Origin of the sequence: Mucilaginibacter rubeus (assembly GCF_014643835.1) — a bacterium.
In the GTDB taxonomy this organism is placed as follows: Bacteria; Bacteroidota; Bacteroidia; order Sphingobacteriales; family Sphingobacteriaceae; genus Mucilaginibacter; species Mucilaginibacter rubeus.
Genome location: NZ_BMKD01000004.1, coordinates 376,860 through 392,413 on the forward strand (window position 1 = coordinate 376,860; position 15,554 = coordinate 392,413).

At 42.5% G+C, this 15,554-nt stretch carries 15 protein-coding genes; 8 read left to right on the plus strand and 7 right to left on the minus strand.

The features are described 5' to 3' along the window. Positions 1 to 140: 140 nt before the first annotated feature. The 3 genes from IEX80_RS15585 to IEX80_RS15595 all read left to right on the plus strand — a co-directional run bounded on the left by IEX80_RS15585 (position 141) and on the right by IEX80_RS15595 (position 3,634). The gene (locus IEX80_RS15585; RefSeq protein ID WP_188833405.1) at positions 141 to 1,895 is read left to right on the plus strand and encodes a family 43 glycosylhydrolase; all 1,755 of its coding nucleotides are present in this window, start codon (positions 141 to 143) and stop codon (positions 1,893 to 1,895) included. A gap of 234 nt (positions 1,896 to 2,129) precedes the next feature. Beyond that, the gene (locus IEX80_RS15590; RefSeq protein ID WP_188833406.1) at positions 2,130 to 2,633 is read left to right on the plus strand and encodes a hypothetical protein; all 504 of its coding nucleotides are present in this window, start codon (positions 2,130 to 2,132) and stop codon (positions 2,631 to 2,633) included. A gap of 47 nt (positions 2,634 to 2,680) precedes the next feature. After that, positions 2,681 to 3,634: an acetyl-CoA carboxylase carboxyltransferase subunit alpha gene (locus IEX80_RS15595; RefSeq protein WP_188833407.1), complete on the plus strand. Its 954-nt coding sequence runs from the start codon at positions 2,681 to 2,683 to the stop codon at positions 3,632 to 3,634. A gap of 247 nt (positions 3,635 to 3,881) precedes the next feature. On the opposite strand, the gene IEX80_RS27990 is transcribed toward IEX80_RS15595, so the two are convergent. Beyond that, positions 3,882 to 4,175, minus strand: coding sequence for a hypothetical protein (locus IEX80_RS27990; protein WP_354437202.1), 294 nt, complete (start codon positions 4,173 to 4,175; stop codon positions 3,882 to 3,884). Between the two features lie 349 nt (positions 4,176 to 4,524). On the opposite strand from IEX80_RS27990, the gene IEX80_RS15605 reads away from it, so the two are divergent. Beyond that, positions 4,525 to 4,728: a DNA-directed RNA polymerase subunit alpha C-terminal domain-containing protein gene (locus tag IEX80_RS15605; protein ID WP_188833408.1), complete on the plus strand. Its 204-nt coding sequence runs from the start codon at positions 4,525 to 4,527 to the stop codon at positions 4,726 to 4,728. Between the two features lie 41 nt (positions 4,729 to 4,769). Here IEX80_RS15605 and IEX80_RS15610 read toward each other — a convergent pair whose 3' ends face one another. The 4 genes from IEX80_RS15610 to dnaK form a co-directional block, all read right to left on the minus strand. Then, positions 4,770 to 5,702 carry a bestrophin family protein gene (locus IEX80_RS15610; protein ID WP_112653540.1) on the minus strand — a complete coding sequence of 311 codons (933 nt, stop codon included), beginning with the start codon at positions 5,700 to 5,702 and terminating at the stop codon, positions 4,770 to 4,772. Positions 5,703 to 5,734: 32 nt separating this feature from the next. After that, positions 5,735 to 6,226 carry a hypothetical protein gene (locus IEX80_RS15615; RefSeq protein WP_188833409.1) on the minus strand — a complete coding sequence of 164 codons (492 nt, stop codon included), beginning with the start codon at positions 6,224 to 6,226 and terminating at the stop codon, positions 5,735 to 5,737. 334 nt (positions 6,227 to 6,560) lie between these two features. After that, entirely contained in the window at positions 6,561 to 9,365 is a 2,805-nt protein-coding gene (leuS, locus tag IEX80_RS15620) for a leucine--tRNA ligase (RefSeq protein WP_188833410.1), read from the minus strand. Between the two features lie 426 nt (positions 9,366 to 9,791). Next, positions 9,792 to 11,693: a molecular chaperone DnaK gene (gene dnaK, locus IEX80_RS15625; RefSeq protein ID WP_090529206.1), complete on the minus strand. Its 1,902-nt coding sequence runs from the start codon at positions 11,691 to 11,693 to the stop codon at positions 9,792 to 9,794. A 260-nt stretch (positions 11,694 to 11,953) separates the two neighbouring features. Here dnaK and IEX80_RS15630 point away from each other — a divergent pair, with 260 nt between their 5' ends. The 4 genes from IEX80_RS15630 to IEX80_RS15645 all read left to right on the plus strand — a co-directional run bounded on the left by IEX80_RS15630 (position 11,954) and on the right by IEX80_RS15645 (position 13,682). After that, a complete protein-coding gene (locus IEX80_RS15630; RefSeq protein WP_188833411.1) occupies positions 11,954 to 12,244 on the plus strand; it encodes a 6-fold beta flower protein in 291 nt (96 codons plus the stop codon). 95 nt (positions 12,245 to 12,339) lie between these two features. Further along, positions 12,340 to 12,546, plus strand: a complete 207-nt coding sequence (locus IEX80_RS15635; protein WP_091165417.1) for a DUF2683 family protein — start codon at positions 12,340 to 12,342, stop codon at positions 12,544 to 12,546. 112 nt (positions 12,547 to 12,658) lie between these two features. Next, positions 12,659 to 12,778 carry a Txe/YoeB family addiction module toxin gene (locus tag IEX80_RS27810; RefSeq protein ID WP_229701661.1) on the plus strand — a complete coding sequence of 40 codons (120 nt, stop codon included), beginning with the start codon at positions 12,659 to 12,661 and terminating at the stop codon, positions 12,776 to 12,778. Between the two features lie 409 nt (positions 12,779 to 13,187). Beyond that, the gene (locus IEX80_RS15645) at positions 13,188 to 13,682 is read left to right on the plus strand and encodes a GNAT family N-acetyltransferase (protein ID WP_188833412.1); all 495 of its coding nucleotides are present in this window, start codon (positions 13,188 to 13,190) and stop codon (positions 13,680 to 13,682) included. 110 nt (positions 13,683 to 13,792) lie between these two features. Here IEX80_RS15645 and rplQ read toward each other — a convergent pair whose 3' ends face one another. Both rplQ and IEX80_RS15655 read right to left on the minus strand, forming a co-directional pair. Then, positions 13,793 to 14,344 carry a 50S ribosomal protein L17 gene (gene rplQ, locus IEX80_RS15650; protein ID WP_188833413.1) on the minus strand — a complete coding sequence of 184 codons (552 nt, stop codon included), beginning with the start codon at positions 14,342 to 14,344 and terminating at the stop codon, positions 13,793 to 13,795. A 156-nt stretch (positions 14,345 to 14,500) separates the two neighbouring features. Beyond that, the gene (locus IEX80_RS15655) at positions 14,501 to 15,493 is read right to left on the minus strand and encodes a DNA-directed RNA polymerase subunit alpha (protein ID WP_090529218.1); all 993 of its coding nucleotides are present in this window, start codon (positions 15,491 to 15,493) and stop codon (positions 14,501 to 14,503) included. Positions 15,494 to 15,554: the final 61 nt, after the last annotated feature.

Genomic DNA, 15,554 nt, shown 5'->3' on the forward strand with positions numbered 1-15,554 from the left:
TTAATTGTGTTTTTAACACACAATGTTAAAATATTTTACGATGTGAAACAGATGTAGTAGTACACAAAACTTTTATTGCTGTTTAAAAACTGATATTAGCCCCCTGTTGTAATACCATTATAACCTGTTAGTATTTCCTTATGAAAACAGTTACCCGTTATCTGCTCGTCCTGATATGTTGCTGCGCAATGAGCGCCCATGCTCAGCAAAAACGCCTTACCTACTGCAACCCGCTTAACCTCGATTATGGTTACACCCCTTTCGAAACATTTGCGAGCTGGGGCAAACACCGCGCCACTGCCGATCCAACCATGACGTTGTTTAAAGGTAAGTATTATTTGTTCTCTACCAATCAGTTTGGCTATTGGTGGAGCGACGACATGCTGAACTGGAATTTTGTGTACCGCAAATTTGTTCGCCCATATAACGAAGTAAAGGGTGACGAACTTTGTGCTCCTGCCACGCTGGTTTTGGGCGATACCCTGCTGGTGATCGGATCGACCTATAATAAAGATTTTACCCTGTGGATGAGCACCAATCCCACACATGACGATTGGAAAGCCGCCAAGGATTATTTTAAAGTAGGCGCCTGGGACCCGGGTATGTTTGCCGATGACGACGGCCGGGTTTATATTTACCATGGCTCCAGCAATACATTGCCACTTTACGGGCAGGAGATTGACAGGCATACCTTTGAACCCATCGGCCCCAAAAAAGAAATGGTAAAGCTCAATCCAGAAGAGCATGGCTGGGAGCGCTTTGGCGAACATAATGATAATGTATTCCTGCTGCCCTTTATTGAAGGCTCATGGATGAACAAGTATAAAGGGAAGTATTACCTGCAATTCGGCGCACCGGGTACTGAGCAAAGTGGCTATGCCGATGGTGTTTTTGTGAGCGATCATCCGCTTGGTCCGTTCACTTACCAAAAGCATAACCCTTTCTCGTACAAACCGGGTGGCTTTGCCAAAGGGGCGGGACATGGTGCCACCTGGGCCGATAAGTATGGCAATTACTGGCATATCAGTACCATGGGCATCTCGGTGAAAAATAACTTTGAGCGCCGCATTGGCTTCTGGCCCGCCGGTTTTGATAAGGATGGCGTACTGTACAGCAATACCGCTTATGGAGATTATCCGCATTATTTATCCAAGGGCCCGGAAGATCACCTGAAAACTAATTTCACCGGCTGGATGATCCTCAATTATAATAAACCCGTAGAAGTTTCATCAACCCTTGGCGCGTATGCCGCTAATAACGCGGTTGATGAGGATATTAAAACTTACTGGAGCGCCAAAACAGCCAATAAAGGCGAATGGCTTAAAACTGATCTTGGCGGGACCAGCACCGTAAGTGCCATCCAAATTAACTACGCCGATCAGGATGCCACGTTTATGGGCAAATCATTAGGTGTGTATCATCAGTATATCGTTTATTCGTCGCTCAATGGCAAAACCTGGCAGCCCCTTATCGACAAAAGTAAAAACCGCAAAGATGTGCCGCACGATTATATCGAGCTTAAAAATCCTGTCAAAGCGCGTTACATAAAAATGGTTAACCTGCACATGCCTACAGGCAAATTTGCAATATCTGGCTTAAGGGTGTTTGGTAAAGGTGCAGGTGCAAAACCCGATACCGTGCAAAACCTGATTATACTGCGTGGCGACAGCGAACGCCGCAACGCCTGGCTTAAGTGGAAGCCAAACGATAATGCCACCGGCTACACCATTTACTTCGGCATAGCGCCCGATAAATTGTACAACAACATGATGGTTTACGGCCGTAACGAATACTATTTTAATGGGATGGATAAAAGCCTGCCATACTATTTTCAGATAGAAGCGTTTAATGAAAACGGAATTTCGGCAAGGACAAAGGTTGTGAAGGTGGAATAGTGTTAATATTCCTTTTAATGTAGGGACGCATAATTGCGTCTCCCGTACACTCATTCAAAGCGTTTTATCTTACTGGAGACTTAATTATGTGTCTCTACATAAAATATTTTTAAATTTGATAAATACAGTTTGCAGGTAGACAGTTCATTGCCGTTGACTTTAATGTTGTGCAACAGCCACTAAAACCAACGGCAATGAATATTTTATTCAAACATAAGATACTAAATCCCCCTTATGCTAAAAACCATCCTCCCCCTCCTCATAACCCTAATGCTCAGCATCACTGCCAAAGCCCAGCAAGCCGACAGTACCCTGAAAAAATCGCCCATAAAAACCCTGAGCGACAAAAAGTTTACCCAACTGATTACCGGTGAGTATTTGTTTGACCATATTGAACAGGTTGCCCGGCTTAACCATTATCCCATGCCCGATGCAGCGCTGAAGTTTAAAAAAGAACTAAGCCTGAGCCCGGTTCAGCTTACCAAAATTACGGCCATTGCTGCCGAACTGCACCGCAAACGGGTAGAGATGGGCAATTTTATTGTTACCAACGAAACCACGCTTGATAAACTGATGAGAAAAGGCACGGATAATGGTAGTATCATCTTTTACGCTAACCGCTCGGGACTGTATTACGGCGAGCTCAGGAATGCCATTTTGCAGGCCTGTTTAAGCACCGGCAATGCATTGGCCCCGCAGCAAATCACGAAGTTGGAAACACTCGCTGCTCATAATTGAAAATATCCCGTTTGATTTGCTTAATTTAGCGCCTCCAAATAAAGTGTATGAAGATTACGTTTGATTTTGAAAAACCACTGGCTGAGTTACAGCAGCAAATAGAGAAGGTAAAGCAGGTTGAGGAAAAAAACAAACTCGACATGTCGGCAACTGTTGCCGAGCTGGAAGGAAAGCTGGAAGAAGCCAAAAAAGATATATACAACAACCTTACAGGCTGGCAAAAAGTACAAATTTCGCGTCACCCGGAAAGGCCTTACACCTTGCAGTACATCGAGCTGATGTGCGATGATTTCATTGAGCTGCATGGCGACCGTACCGTAGGTGATGATAAAGCTATAATTGGTGGTTTTGGTACGCTGAATGGCCAAACGGTAATGTTTATCGGTCATCAAAAGGGCCGTAACACCAAGGAGCGCCAGTACCGTAACTTCGGCATGGCCAACCCCGAAGGGTACCGTAAAGCCTTAAGGCTGATGAAAATGGCCGAAAAATTCAACAAGCCCGTTGTTACTTTAATTGATACTCCGGGAGCTTATCCGGGTTTGGAGGCCGAAGAGCGCGGACAAGGTGAAGCCATTGCCCGTAACCTGCTCGAAATGGCAGTGCTGAAAGTGCCGGTGATCTGTGTTATTATTGGCGAAGGCGCATCGGGCGGCGCATTGGGTATTGGTATTGGCGATAGGGTACTGATGCTGGATAACTCATGGTATTCGGTGATCTCTCCCGAAAACTGCTCAACCATTCTTTGGAAAACCTGGGAAAATAAAGAGCGTGCCGCTGAAGTACTTAAACTAACCTCGACAGAAATGTTTAAGAACAAGCTGATTGACGGGGTGATCAAAGAACCGCTTGGCGGTGCCCATCAAGATCCGGTTGCTATGGCCGGTATCCTAAAAAAACAATTGTTAAAAGACCTGAAAACCCTTAAAGAGCGCAATATTGATGAGCTTGTAGCCGAACGTATTGATAAATTCTGCTCAATGGGTGTGGTTAATGAATAATAACAAGGTATCGCGATGCAATCGCTAAACCATATTAAGCGCTCGTTGCAAACGAGCGCAAGAACTAAATAAAATACCCTTGCGCTCGTTTATAACGAGTGCTTAACATGGGTTTACGTTTGTAACGTAAATCCATGTTAAGCTTTCACGGAGATAAAGCCCCTCTCCAATAAAGTCACTTCCAATAGTCCCCGTTCCCCGGCATAGTTAATCGCCGAGCTATATATGTAATGTTCAGGATAGCTTACTATTTCTGCCCGTACGGGATTATCATGAATGTAATCCAATTTTTGAAAAAGTATTTCTTCCCGGTCGCACTCAATGGAATGATAGCCATCCCGCCACACTTTATAATTTTGTATCCGATCATCAAACCTTGCATTATATTGAAAGCGATATAACATCCAATCCTCCGGCTTTCATTCTCTTCTTTTATTAGTTTAATGATTTGTTTGTTGGTATGTTTTTTAAAATCGCGCACAATATCAGGTAGTCTTACTGGGCTTCTTGCGGATACCAGCAAATGGAGGTGATTAGTCATCAGACAAAAAGCATATATCTCCAAACCTTTGTTTTTTGGCAGTAAATAAGGGAATCAATAATAAGTTGTTTGTAAGATGGCCTGATAAATACATCAATCCAATCAACTATTGTAAATGTTACAAAGTGAATTTCCCCATGGTTTCTAACTCTGTATTGATGCGACATTGATGATAAGTGTTTAAGCTAAATTAATGATCGTGCGATACAATCGCAAAACCATGTTAAGCGCTCGTTGCAAACGAGCGCAAGGAGTAGAGCTGCGTTGCAAATGCAAAACCAAGTTAAGCCGCTCGTTGCAAACGAGCACAAGAATATATTAAATTTGATCATCAATTAAACCGTTCCTCATGAAGACTGAAAAATCAGAAAGCCCATTTGGTAAATTGGGCAACCCTGCTCAGCGTGCGTTGGCTAATGCGGGCATAACATCCTTGCTTGAATTATCAAAACTTACCGAGAAAGAGTTTTTGCAGTTGCACGGTGTCGGCAAAAGTTCGGTGCCGATAGTGAAGGAGAAGATGAAAGAAGAAGGTTTAGGCTTTAGGGAATAAATAAGTGAACCCCTGTGCCTTCCCGCACAGGGGTGTAAAGCTTACAGTATATAATATACGTTTGCTTTAGCGGCGGCAGTTTGCACCGGCGCCTTTTCACTCTCATGTTTATCGTTAAGCATCTGCTTTAAGTCGCGTTCAATGGTTTGCGATATGGCAGTTGTTGGGGTGTCTGTCGGTTTATTCTCAAATGGGTCCTGCAGGTGGATGGCCATTTTCTCTACCAGTAAAAATGCTGCCGCTATAGCTATGATCAGCGGTACTTCAAACATGCCGAAGAATTCGATGAGGCCAAATGGCAGCAATATGATAAACAGGTACAGGCAAAAATGGATGTATAAGCTGTATGTAACCGGAAATACCGTGTTCTTGATCCGCTCGCATTTGCCCATAGCATCACACAGGCGATTAAGTGTACCATCTATCTGCACTTGCTGGTAATCATTAAGCCATCCATTTTTATAAGCCAGTTTTAGGTCAAGCCCGTGCAGTTTTAGCAAGCTGTTGGGCATGTTTGTAAAACGATGAGTGAATTTTACTTCTTCGTCAACCAGCAGGTGGGCGTTTTTAGCATATGGATCTTGCTTGCGTAATGATTGGCTTAAGCCATGGCACCATGCTATTTGCCTGTAAACAAACCGTTTTTTGAATCCTTCAATTTCTTCACATACAGCGTTATCGCCATCTAAGAAAGTGATCAACTCGCGCACCAGCGATCTTGAATCGTTCACTATAGCTCCCCAAATACTCCGGGCTTCCCACCAGCGGTCATAGGCCTGGTTTGAGCGAAATGCCAGTAACAAGGATATGATGGTAGCCAGTATGGCCGGCACAGCAATTGGGATTGAAATGCGGTACTCAGGCAAAAAACGATGGAATAAGGCTATAGCTACAGCATACACGGCAACCAGTAACAACTCATTCTTTATTTTGCCCACTACATATTTTACCGGGATATTTTCTTTTAGTAACATAGATAGTTGTTTTAAATGATTTTTAATAAATATTAAACCTCCAGCAGTTCATGTTCTGCTTCGGCATTAACGATGGTTAAAGACTGTTTAACTTCAGCTTTAAGGGTAATTATTTTATACCCGCTCCGCTGCATCAATATGGTAGGGTCAAAACTGTTAGGTGTTAACCTTGCATAGCTGTGGTTTTCGGGCATGGCAATCAGGCCTGTCTCTTTTTCTTCGAGATAGTTTTTAAATACAGCCACCGTGTTGCCATAAAAAAAATCGGGGGTGATGTTTTCTATCCGGTCTGCATAGTCATTCTTCAGCATAGTACAACCGGCGTAAAATTCATCGCTGATGAGCTGATATTCCCTGCTTCTGCGGGATAATAATAGCAGATCGGATATAGAGTCGGACAATTGGAGGAAATGAACGAGCGATATATTGAGCTTTTGATCCGGATAGCGCTCTGCCAAAACAGGTATAATGTTTAATGATGATAAGGTGAAATCAGACGGGATGATAATGTTTAATGTTTTCATGATGATACCTTTTTTGTGTTTACTACTGTTTGTTGATACAATAGTCGGTACCGGGCATTAAAACGGTTTAAGAAAGAAATTAGAATGTGATTAGAATTTTCAGGATATCATCGATGGTGCACAGAATCGTGCGTTGGGGCCACAGAAAAATCCTATACCCTGCCAAGGGCTATACAGGGCAGATAAGATTTCTTATCCTTTCGTCGCCCGTTCCCGCCTTTCGAAGTGCTTCGGATTTGACATCTTTATTTCAGGTAATAAAAAAGCCCTGGCCTTGCGTTGCAAAACCAGGGTTGGGATTTCTAAAAGTGCCTCCTTTAAGGGGCAGAGGGGATTAAACCACCATATTAACAATCCTGCCTTTTACCACAATCAGTTTTTTAGGGGTTTTACCATCCAGGTATTTTTGTACATCGGCATTAGCCAAAACAAAGACTTCTATTTCTTTAACATCAAGGCTTAACGAGATGCTTAGGTTCATTTTCATTTTACCGTTGATAGAGATTGGATAAGCAAACTCATCTTCAACCAAATACTCGGCATTAAATTTAGGGAATGGTGCATATGATAAAGTACCATCAGCATTACCCAATAACGACCAAAGCTCCTCGCAAATGTGCGGCGCATAAGGCGAAAGGATGATCACCATATCCTGCAATATCGCACGGTTGTTGCATTTCAAATCGGTTAATTCATTAACAGCGATCATGAAGCTGGATACCGAAGTATTGAACGAAAAACGCTCGATATCTTCTTCAACCTTTTTAATGATCTTATGCAATGATTTCAACTCGGCTTTTGACGGAGCGGCATTGTTTACGCCAAACTCCCAGGCATCATTATGGAATAACCTCCAGAATTTACGCAGGAATTTGAAAACACCCTCAATACCATTGGTATTCCACGGTTTGCTCTGCTCCAGCGGACCTAAGAACATCTCATACATCCGTAAGGTATCGGCACCAAAGCGGGTTGCTATATCATCCGGATTTACAACGTTGTAATACCGTTTCGACATTTTTTCAACTTCGACGCCACAGATGTATTTGCCGTTTTCCAGGATAAATTCAGCATCTGCAAATTCAGGTCGCCATTGTTTAAACTTGGCAATGTTTAATACTTCGTTTTCAACAATGTTAACATCAACGTGTATTGGCGTAGTTTTATGTTCTTTGATCAATCCGTGCGATACATAGGTGTTGGTACCTTTGCCTTCCTCGTCAATCAGCCTGTAAACAAAATTACTACGGCCCTGGATCATGCCCTGGTTAATCAATTTTTTGAAAGGCTCTTCCTCAACAACAAGGTCAAGGTCCTTCAAAAATTTGTTCCAGAAACGGCTGTACAACAGGTGACCAGTTGCATGTTCACTGCCACCGATGTACAAATCAACGTCTTTCCAGTATTCAATAGCCTCGCGCGATGCAAACTCCTTATCGTTTTGGGCATCCATATAACGGTACCAGTACCAGCTTGAGCCAGCCCAGCCCGGCATGGTGCTTAGCTCGTAAGGCAAACCACCTTCATATTTCCAATCCTCTGCCCGACCTAACGGCGGTTCGCCGGTTTCGGTGGGGAGATATTTATCAATTTCGGGCAATAGTAATGGCAAGTGGCTTTCATTAATTAAATGAGGTAAACCCTCTTTAAAGTAAACCGGCACCGGCTCGCCCCAGTAACGTTGACGGCCGAAAATGGCGTCACGCATCCTGAAGTTAACTTTGGCTTTACCGGCATTGATCTCTTCCAGTTTGGCAACCACCGCGGCAGTTGCTTCTTTGTAAGCTAAGCCGTTGATAAAATCAGAGTTGATGTAGGTGCCTTCTTTAGTTGGGTCGGCTTCAGTTTCGATATTTTGAATATCGATGATCGGCACTATCGGCAAATTAAAATGCTTCGCGAAAAGGTAATCTCGCTGATCGCCTGATGGTACGGCCATAACCGCGCCTGTTCCGTATCCTGCCAAAACATAATCGGCAATCCAGACTGGGATCGGCTGCCCATTTAACGGGTTAAGCACATAGCTACCGGTAAATGCGCCTGATACAGTCTTGGCATCAGCCATCCTGTCAAGCTCCGATTTCTTTTTGGTTTGAGTAATGTAAGCTTCAATTTCTGCCTTTTGCTCAGGTGTAGTTAATGCAGAAACTAATTCATGCTCAGGAGCAATTACCAAGAAGGTAACACCGAAAATAGTATCAACCCTTGTGGTAAACACTTCGATGAAGTCGGTATCCAAAACAGCGTTATGACCTGATTTATCTATCGGGAATTTAACTGAAGCACCAGTACTTTTACCGATCCAGTTCCTTTGCATTTCTTTCAAAGGCTCGGGCCAGTCGATAGTATCAAGGCCTTGTAATAACCTTTCAGCGTATGCGGTAATGCGCATGCTCCATTGGGTCATTTTCTTTTGTTCAACGGGGTAGCCGCCACGCTCGCTAAAGCCGTCTTTTACTTCGTCGTTTGCCAATACGGTACCAAGAGCGGGGCACCAGTTTACGGTACTTTCGCGCAGGTAGGTAAGGCGGTATTTTAACAATTCGGACTGCTGTTCTTCATTGCTGAACGCTTTCCACTCATCGGCAGTAAAACTTAAAATTTCATCATCACAAACGGCATTGATACCGGCAGAACCTTTGGTTTCAAAATGTGCTACCAGTTGATCAATTGACTGGGCCTTGTCGGCATCTTTATTATACCAGCTGTTAAACAGTTGCATGAAGATCCACTGGGTCCATTTATAATAATCGGGAGAGCTGGTACGCACCTCGCGGCTCCAGTCGAACGAAAAGCCGATCTGGTCCAACTGGCGACGATAGGTTGCAATATTATCTTCGGTAGTTATAGCAGGGTGCTGACCGGTTTGTATGGCGTATTGCTCGGCCGGCAGACCAAAGCTATCATAGCCCATAGGGTGCAATACGTTAAAGCCTTTTAAACGTTTGTAGCGTGCAAAAATATCAGAAGCGATATAGCCCAGCGGGTGCCCAACGTGCAGGCCTGCCCCAGACGGGTAAGGGAACATATCCAGCACATAATATTTGGGCTTACTGCTTTTGTCTTCGGCTTTGAAGGTTTGGTTTTGTGCCCAAAACTGCTGCCATTTTTGCTCTATCTCTTTAAATTGGTAGTCCATTTGATGTTTACGCGTATGAGGTTGCGAAATTAAGCATTTCCCTATTAGTTTAGTAGTTATTAATGGATTAGTTGACGGTTAATGGCGTCTTTTTAAATAATTTGCTATGGAGTTTAACCTTTCAGGGGCTTTTGCATATTTAGGTTAACGCACAAAATTAATCAATCTAAAATTTCAACAGGATGAGTCTCCGGAGTTAAAACCGCTCTTTATGCCTCGTCCTAAAAAAGTTTACAGATTTTAGTGTAGTGTTCTTAGGTATTTACGGGGGCCATAAATACGTAGCGCAGCTGGCCTTACGTTGCTTTATATTATGATCAGTTATGGCCCCGCAGGTCCATCCTACTCTGCAACCAGGCAATATCCCCACAAAAAAAGCCCGGGATGGAATTAACCAAACCGGGCTTTTCATTATATAAAAACTTATTATTTCACTTCTTCAAAATCAACATCTGTTACAGTGTCAGAGTTGTCTTGCGCGCCTGCACCGTTATCACCGGCACCTGGTGCGCCTTGAGCACCTTCGGCAGAAGCTTTGTACATATCTTCAGATGCAGCAGTCCAGGCAGTGTTAAGCTCGGTTTGTGCAGCTTCGATAGCGTCAAAGTTTTTAGCTGAATAAGCCTCTTTCAATTTAGCTAAACCAGCTTCGATAGGTGCTTTTTTATCAGCAGGGATCTTATCGCCGTACTCTTTCAATTGTTTTTCAGTCGAGAAGATCAGGGCATCGGCAGCGTTCAGTTTTTCAACTTCTTCTTTTGCCTTTTTGTCAGCATCAGCATTAGCCTCAGCTTCGTCCTTCATCTTTTTGATCTCGGCATCAGTTAAACCTGAAGAGGCTTCGATACGGATCTTTTGCTCTTTACCTGTAGCTTTATCTTTTGCAGATACGTGCAGGATACCGTTAGCATCTATATCGAAAGTAACTTCGATTTGTGGTACACCACGAGGTGCAGGCGGAATACCATCCAGGTGGAAACGGCCTATCGTACGGTTACCCGCAGCCATTGGGCGCTCACCTTGTAATATGTGGATCTCAACTGAAGGCTGGCTGTCGCTGGCGGTTGAGAACGTTTCAGATTTTTTAGTAGGGATAGTAGTGTTCGACTCAATTAATTTAGTCATTACACCACCCATGGTTTCGATACCTAATGAAAGCGGGGTAACGTCAAGCAATAACACATCCTTAACCTCACCGGTTAATACACCACCCTGGATAGCAGCACCGATAGCAACAACTTCATCAGGGTTAACACCTTTTGAAGGAGCTTTACCAAAGAATTTTTGTACAGCTTCCTGGATAGCAGGGATACGGGTTGAACCACCTACCAGGATCACTTCGTCGATATCAGAAGTGCTTAAACCGGCATTTTTCAAAGCTGATTTACAAGGCTCAATAGTACGTTTGATCAGGCTATCAGCTAATTGCTCAAATTTAGCACGAGTTAATGTTTTAACTAAGTGCTTAGGCATACCGTCAACTGCAGTAATGTATGGCAGGTTAACTTCAGTTTGAGCAGAGCTTGATAACTCGATTTTAGCTTTCTCAGCCGATTCTTTTAAACGTTGTAAAGCCATTGGGTCTTTACGCAGGTCAATGCCTTCGTCGTTTTTAAACTCGTCGGCTAACCAGTCAATAATTACCTGGTCAAAGTCGTCACCACCTAAGTGAGTATCACCATCGGTAGCTTTTACTTCAAATACACCGTCGCCTAATTCCAATACGGATACGTCATGAGTACCGCCACCGCAGTCAAACACAACTATCTTCATATCTTTATGAGCTTTATCAAAACCGTAAGCTAATGCAGCAGCAGTAGGTTCGTTAATGATACGGCGTACTTTTAAACCGGCAATTTCACCAGCTTCTTTAGTTGCCTGGCGCTGAGCGTCGTTAAAGTAAGCAGGAACGGTAATAACCGCTTCGGTTACTTCGGTACCTAAGAAATCTTCAGCAGTTTTCTTCATTTTCTGAAGAATCATTGCAGAAATTTCTTGCGGGGTATATTTACGGTCGCCAATTTCAACACGAGGAGTGTTGTTGTCACCTTTAACTACTTTATAAGGTACACGTGCCGCTTCACTTGTAACTTCACTAAACTGGTTACCCATAAAGCGTTTAATTGACGAAATGGTTTTTGTAGGGTTTGTGATAGCCTGACGTTTTGCAGGATCACCAACTTTACGTTCGCCATTATCAATAAAAGCTACTACAGACGGCGTAGTACGTTTACCCTCGCTGTTAGCTATAACAACAGGCTCGTTACCTTCCATTACAGCAACGCAGGAGTTTGTTGTTCCTAAGTCGATTCCAATTATTTTAGACATATATGATTGTTTTTTCTTTTTGATTATTGTTTACTTACCACTGCTGTTTATCAATGCCTGTGCCAATATGCCAATGGCAGTAAAAATTGCCTGTAATTGTCAGTTCGTGAACAAGGCGACAGGATAACTTACTTTGTGATGACAGGTTGGCAGGACTGTTTGAGGTAAAAGGCGAAAGGTTGAAGGCAAAAGGTTATTATTTGGTTTGCTAATTGGCAGGATATCGACTAACTTGAAACTTCGAATCACAGGTATCAATCATGAAGTACGTCAGGGAGGGCAATAATAAATTTGGAACAATATTATACACTATCGATGGCAGCTATGTGCGGAAAGGCCAGGGCAGGTTTGGCGATATTTTATATACCATAGATGGCAAAATAGTAAAAAAGGGCCAGGGGATGTTTGGCGATGTAGTTTGCAATATTGACGACAACCTGATCAGGAAAGGCCGCAGCCTCTTTGGTGATGTGCTCTACAATATCGATGGAAATTTTGTGCGGGAAGGCCGCAGCCGGTTTGGGGATATCAAGTTTTATATTGATGGGTGAGGGTAGCGTTTACATAGCAGAGTTTTATTTTATCAATAACTTTTTATTCAACAATCACTTTCAAAATTTGTATTTAATAAAGTGTAAATTTGTATATGGAGACATTGATTGTACTGCCGAAGGATAAAGAGCAGTTAGCTGCATTAAAAGCAATTATGAAAGCTCTTAAAGTTGATTACAAAACCGAAAAAGGCGAAAAAGCCTATAATAAGGATTTTGTAAATAAAATGAAGCAAAGTGAAGATGATTTAAAGGCCGGTAGAACTACACAAATAACACCTGCCGATATATGGAACTTGTAATAACCGACACTGCTAAAGAAGATATTAGATTTTTCTTAAAAAGTGGCCAGAGTTCTATAGTAAAGAAAATTGAACGTCTACTCATTGCTATAAAAGAATCACCATTTATGGTATTGGCAAACCGGAGCCATTAAAACATGAATATTCGGGTAAATGGTCAAGGCGAATTGATAACCAGCACCGCATCATCTACGAAGTGATAGACAATAGTATTATTATTTATTCCCCTTAAAAGGGCATTACGCCTAATCATTTAATTACGTTGCTATAATGTGTGATCATCAACTGCAAACTGCCTGCTCAAAACTGCCAACTGATATGGGCGTTGCCTTCGGCCCTGGCTATATGCTCATACGCCTGCAGGCCTTACGCTCATGGCCGGTATCTGCTCCTATCCCTAACGCACTTCTCAGTTTTATAAAATGCCGTGGATTTTCAACTAAAATCCCTTATATTTATCCTAATCAAACAAACCGCCTCTGTTACTTAACACCCCCAACAGGTTTATTACATTGCCTGGAATTGCTTAACAAACAGCCATACCACACCGGCTGTACCTTCACTTTAAAAAAGCGAACTGGTTTTTTATTGTTATTTAATTCCAACATTAAATGTTTTTTATCCAATCACAACGGTTAAAGATGATACCGTTAACACACGCGCAATTATTATTGCTTAAACAAAACCGTAAGCTGCTGGAGCTATCATTAGGCTTAACTCCTTCAGCTATGCTAATCGATCCGTTATATCTCAAAGAAATTGATGATGCTTTCGATAGTTTCTGGCTACCTAATACGCTCGCCTTCCCTGATAAATACCTGTGGTATACCAGCTGGGAGATCGTTCTTAAAAGCACCAATACCGTCATTGGCGGCATAGGCTTTGCCGGTTATCCTAATGATGCCGGCGAAGCGGAGATTGGTTATATGATCGACGCCAACCAGCATAACAAAGGTTATGCTACAGAGGCTTTACAATTACTTTCGCACTGGGCATTTACACATGAATTTGTGAAAGCTATCATAGTGCATACTTATGCAGATAACCTGCCATCACGAAGGATATTGGAAAAGTGCGGTTTCACTTTGATGAATGAAGTTGAAGACTTATTGACTTATAGCCTGAACCGCGAGTAAACAGATCAGGAATCGCCATGATTTTACCTAAAACCGGCAGTCAATTACATAAAAAACGGCCCACTCAAATGAGTGGGCCGTTTTTAGTATCCGTTAAACCGAATAATTAATTATTCGCCTTTTTCAGCGTTTTCTTCGTTTTCAGAAGGTGCAGGTGCTTCAGCAGCCGGTTCTTCTTTAACGTCTTCAACTAATACAGCTTCTTCTGCAGCTACAGGAGCAGCAGTTTTAGCTTTTGCACCAGAACCACCACGACGACGGGTTGATTTCTTAGCAGGAGCAGCAGCGTCAGCACCGTAAACAGTGTTGTAATCAACAAGCTCGATGATTGCCATTTCAGCGTTATCGCCTAAACGGTTTTCTAACTTGATGATACGGGTGTAACCACCCGGACGGTTAGCAATTTTTTCAGCGATTTCGCGGAAAACGATTGATGTAGCGTCTTTATCCTGCAGGTAGCTGAATACTGTACGACGTGAGTGCGTAGTATCGTTTTTTGATTTTGTTAAAAGTGGCTCAACATAACCGCGTAAAACTTTTGCTTTTGCTAATGTTGTAGTGATACGCTTGTGTAAAATAAGCGAAGATGCCATGTTAGCCAGCATCGCTTTGCGGTGGCTGGTAGTACGGCCTAAGTGATTGTTTTTGTTTCCGTGTCTCATTGTTTTATATATTTCACGTGCATACCGTTGGGCGATAGGCTCAAGCCCTCGGAATTATGCTTTCGCTTAATGTTTGCAACAAGAATCAAGAGCCAAGAAATCAAGAGTCAAGATATAAAATTCCTGATTCTTGCTTCTCACCGTCTTGCTTCTTTCTTATTCTTCGTCTAACTTAAATTTAGACAGGTTCATGCCAAAAGATAAACCTTTTGATTTAACCAGGTCCTGGATCTCAGTTAATGATTTTTTACCAAAGTTCCTGAATTTTAACATGTCAGCAACATCGTACGATACCAGATCAGCCAGGCTGCGGATATCAGCAGCTTTAAGGCAGTTAAGGGCACGTACAGAAAGGTCAAGATCAACCAGTTCGGTTTTAAGGATCTTGCGCATGTGCAGGATCTCTTCATCAACTTCTTTGGTTTCTTCTTTAGCCTGTGCTTCAAGCATCATGTTTTCATCACTGAACAGCATGAAGTGCTGGATCAGGATCTTAGCTGCTTCTTTCAAAGCATCTTCAGGATGGATCGAACCATCGGTAGCAATATCCAATACTAATTTTTCATAGTCGGTTTTTTGCTCAACACGATAGTTTTCGATGGTATATTTTACGTTTTTGATCGGCGTATAGATCGAGTCGATAGCGATCACACCTACGTTAGCGTCAGGATTTTTATTTTCCTCGCTTGGTACGTAACCACGGCCCTTGCCTACAGTAAGCTCAACTTCAAGCGTTACAGCCGGGTCCATATTGCAAAGTACCAAATCAGGATTTAATACAGTAAAGTTGTTAGAGAATTTGGTGATATCTCCTGCTTTAAATGCATCCTGGCCATTTACAATAACAAATATTTTCTCGCTGTCGCCAGATTCACCTGTTTTCTTAAAACGAACTTGTTTAAGGTTCAGGATGATCTCGGTTACGTCTTCAACAACACCTTTGATGGTTGAAAATTCATGCGTTACTCCCGAAAAACGAACAGAAGTAATTGCATAACCTTCAAGTGATGAAAGTAAGATACGACGCAGAGCATTACCAATGGTTACACCAAAACCTGGTTCTAACGGACGAAATTCAAACGTACCATCAAAATCATTTGCTTTTTGCATGATAACCTTGTCTGGTTTTTGAAATGCTAAAATTGCCATTTATATCCTTTATTTATTGTTTACTTGATAATTGATTTGAGATATGGGATTTGAGATGTGA

Bases quoted from the DNA above. Each gene is read 5' to 3' on its own strand.
- IEX80_RS15585 (WP_188833405.1), top strand. From the start codon at position 141: ATGAAAACAGTTACCCGTTATCTGCTCGTCCTGATATGTTGCTGCGCA.
- IEX80_RS15590 (WP_188833406.1), top strand. From the start codon at position 2,130: ATGCTAAAAACCATCCTCCCCCTCCTCATAACCCTAATGCTCAGCATC.
- IEX80_RS15595 (WP_188833407.1), top strand. From the start codon at position 2,681: ATGAAGATTACGTTTGATTTTGAAAAACCACTGGCTGAGTTACAGCAG.
- IEX80_RS27990 (WP_354437202.1), bottom strand. From the start codon at position 4,175: ATGACTAATCACCTCCATTTGCTGGTATCCGCAAGAAGCCCAGTAAGA.
- IEX80_RS15605 (WP_188833408.1), top strand. From the start codon at position 4,525: ATGAAGACTGAAAAATCAGAAAGCCCATTTGGTAAATTGGGCAACCCT.
- IEX80_RS15610 (WP_112653540.1), bottom strand. From the start codon at position 5,702: ATGTTACTAAAAGAAAATATCCCGGTAAAATATGTAGTGGGCAAAATA.
- IEX80_RS15615 (WP_188833409.1), bottom strand. From the start codon at position 6,226: ATGAAAACATTAAACATTATCATCCCGTCTGATTTCACCTTATCATCA.
- leuS (WP_188833410.1), bottom strand. From the start codon at position 9,365: ATGGACTACCAATTTAAAGAGATAGAGCAAAAATGGCAGCAGTTTTGG.
- dnaK (WP_090529206.1), bottom strand. From the start codon at position 11,693: ATGTCTAAAATAATTGGAATCGACTTAGGAACAACAAACTCCTGCGTT.
- IEX80_RS15630 (WP_188833411.1), top strand. From the start codon at position 11,954: ATGAAGTACGTCAGGGAGGGCAATAATAAATTTGGAACAATATTATAC.
- IEX80_RS15635 (WP_091165417.1), top strand. From the start codon at position 12,340: ATGGAGACATTGATTGTACTGCCGAAGGATAAAGAGCAGTTAGCTGCA.
- IEX80_RS15645 (WP_188833412.1), top strand. From the start codon at position 13,188: ATGATACCGTTAACACACGCGCAATTATTATTGCTTAAACAAAACCGT.
- rplQ (WP_188833413.1), bottom strand. From the start codon at position 14,344: ATGAGACACGGAAACAAAAACAATCACTTAGGCCGTACTACCAGCCAC.
- IEX80_RS15655 (WP_090529218.1), bottom strand. From the start codon at position 15,493: ATGGCAATTTTAGCATTTCAAAAACCAGACAAGGTTATCATGCAAAAA.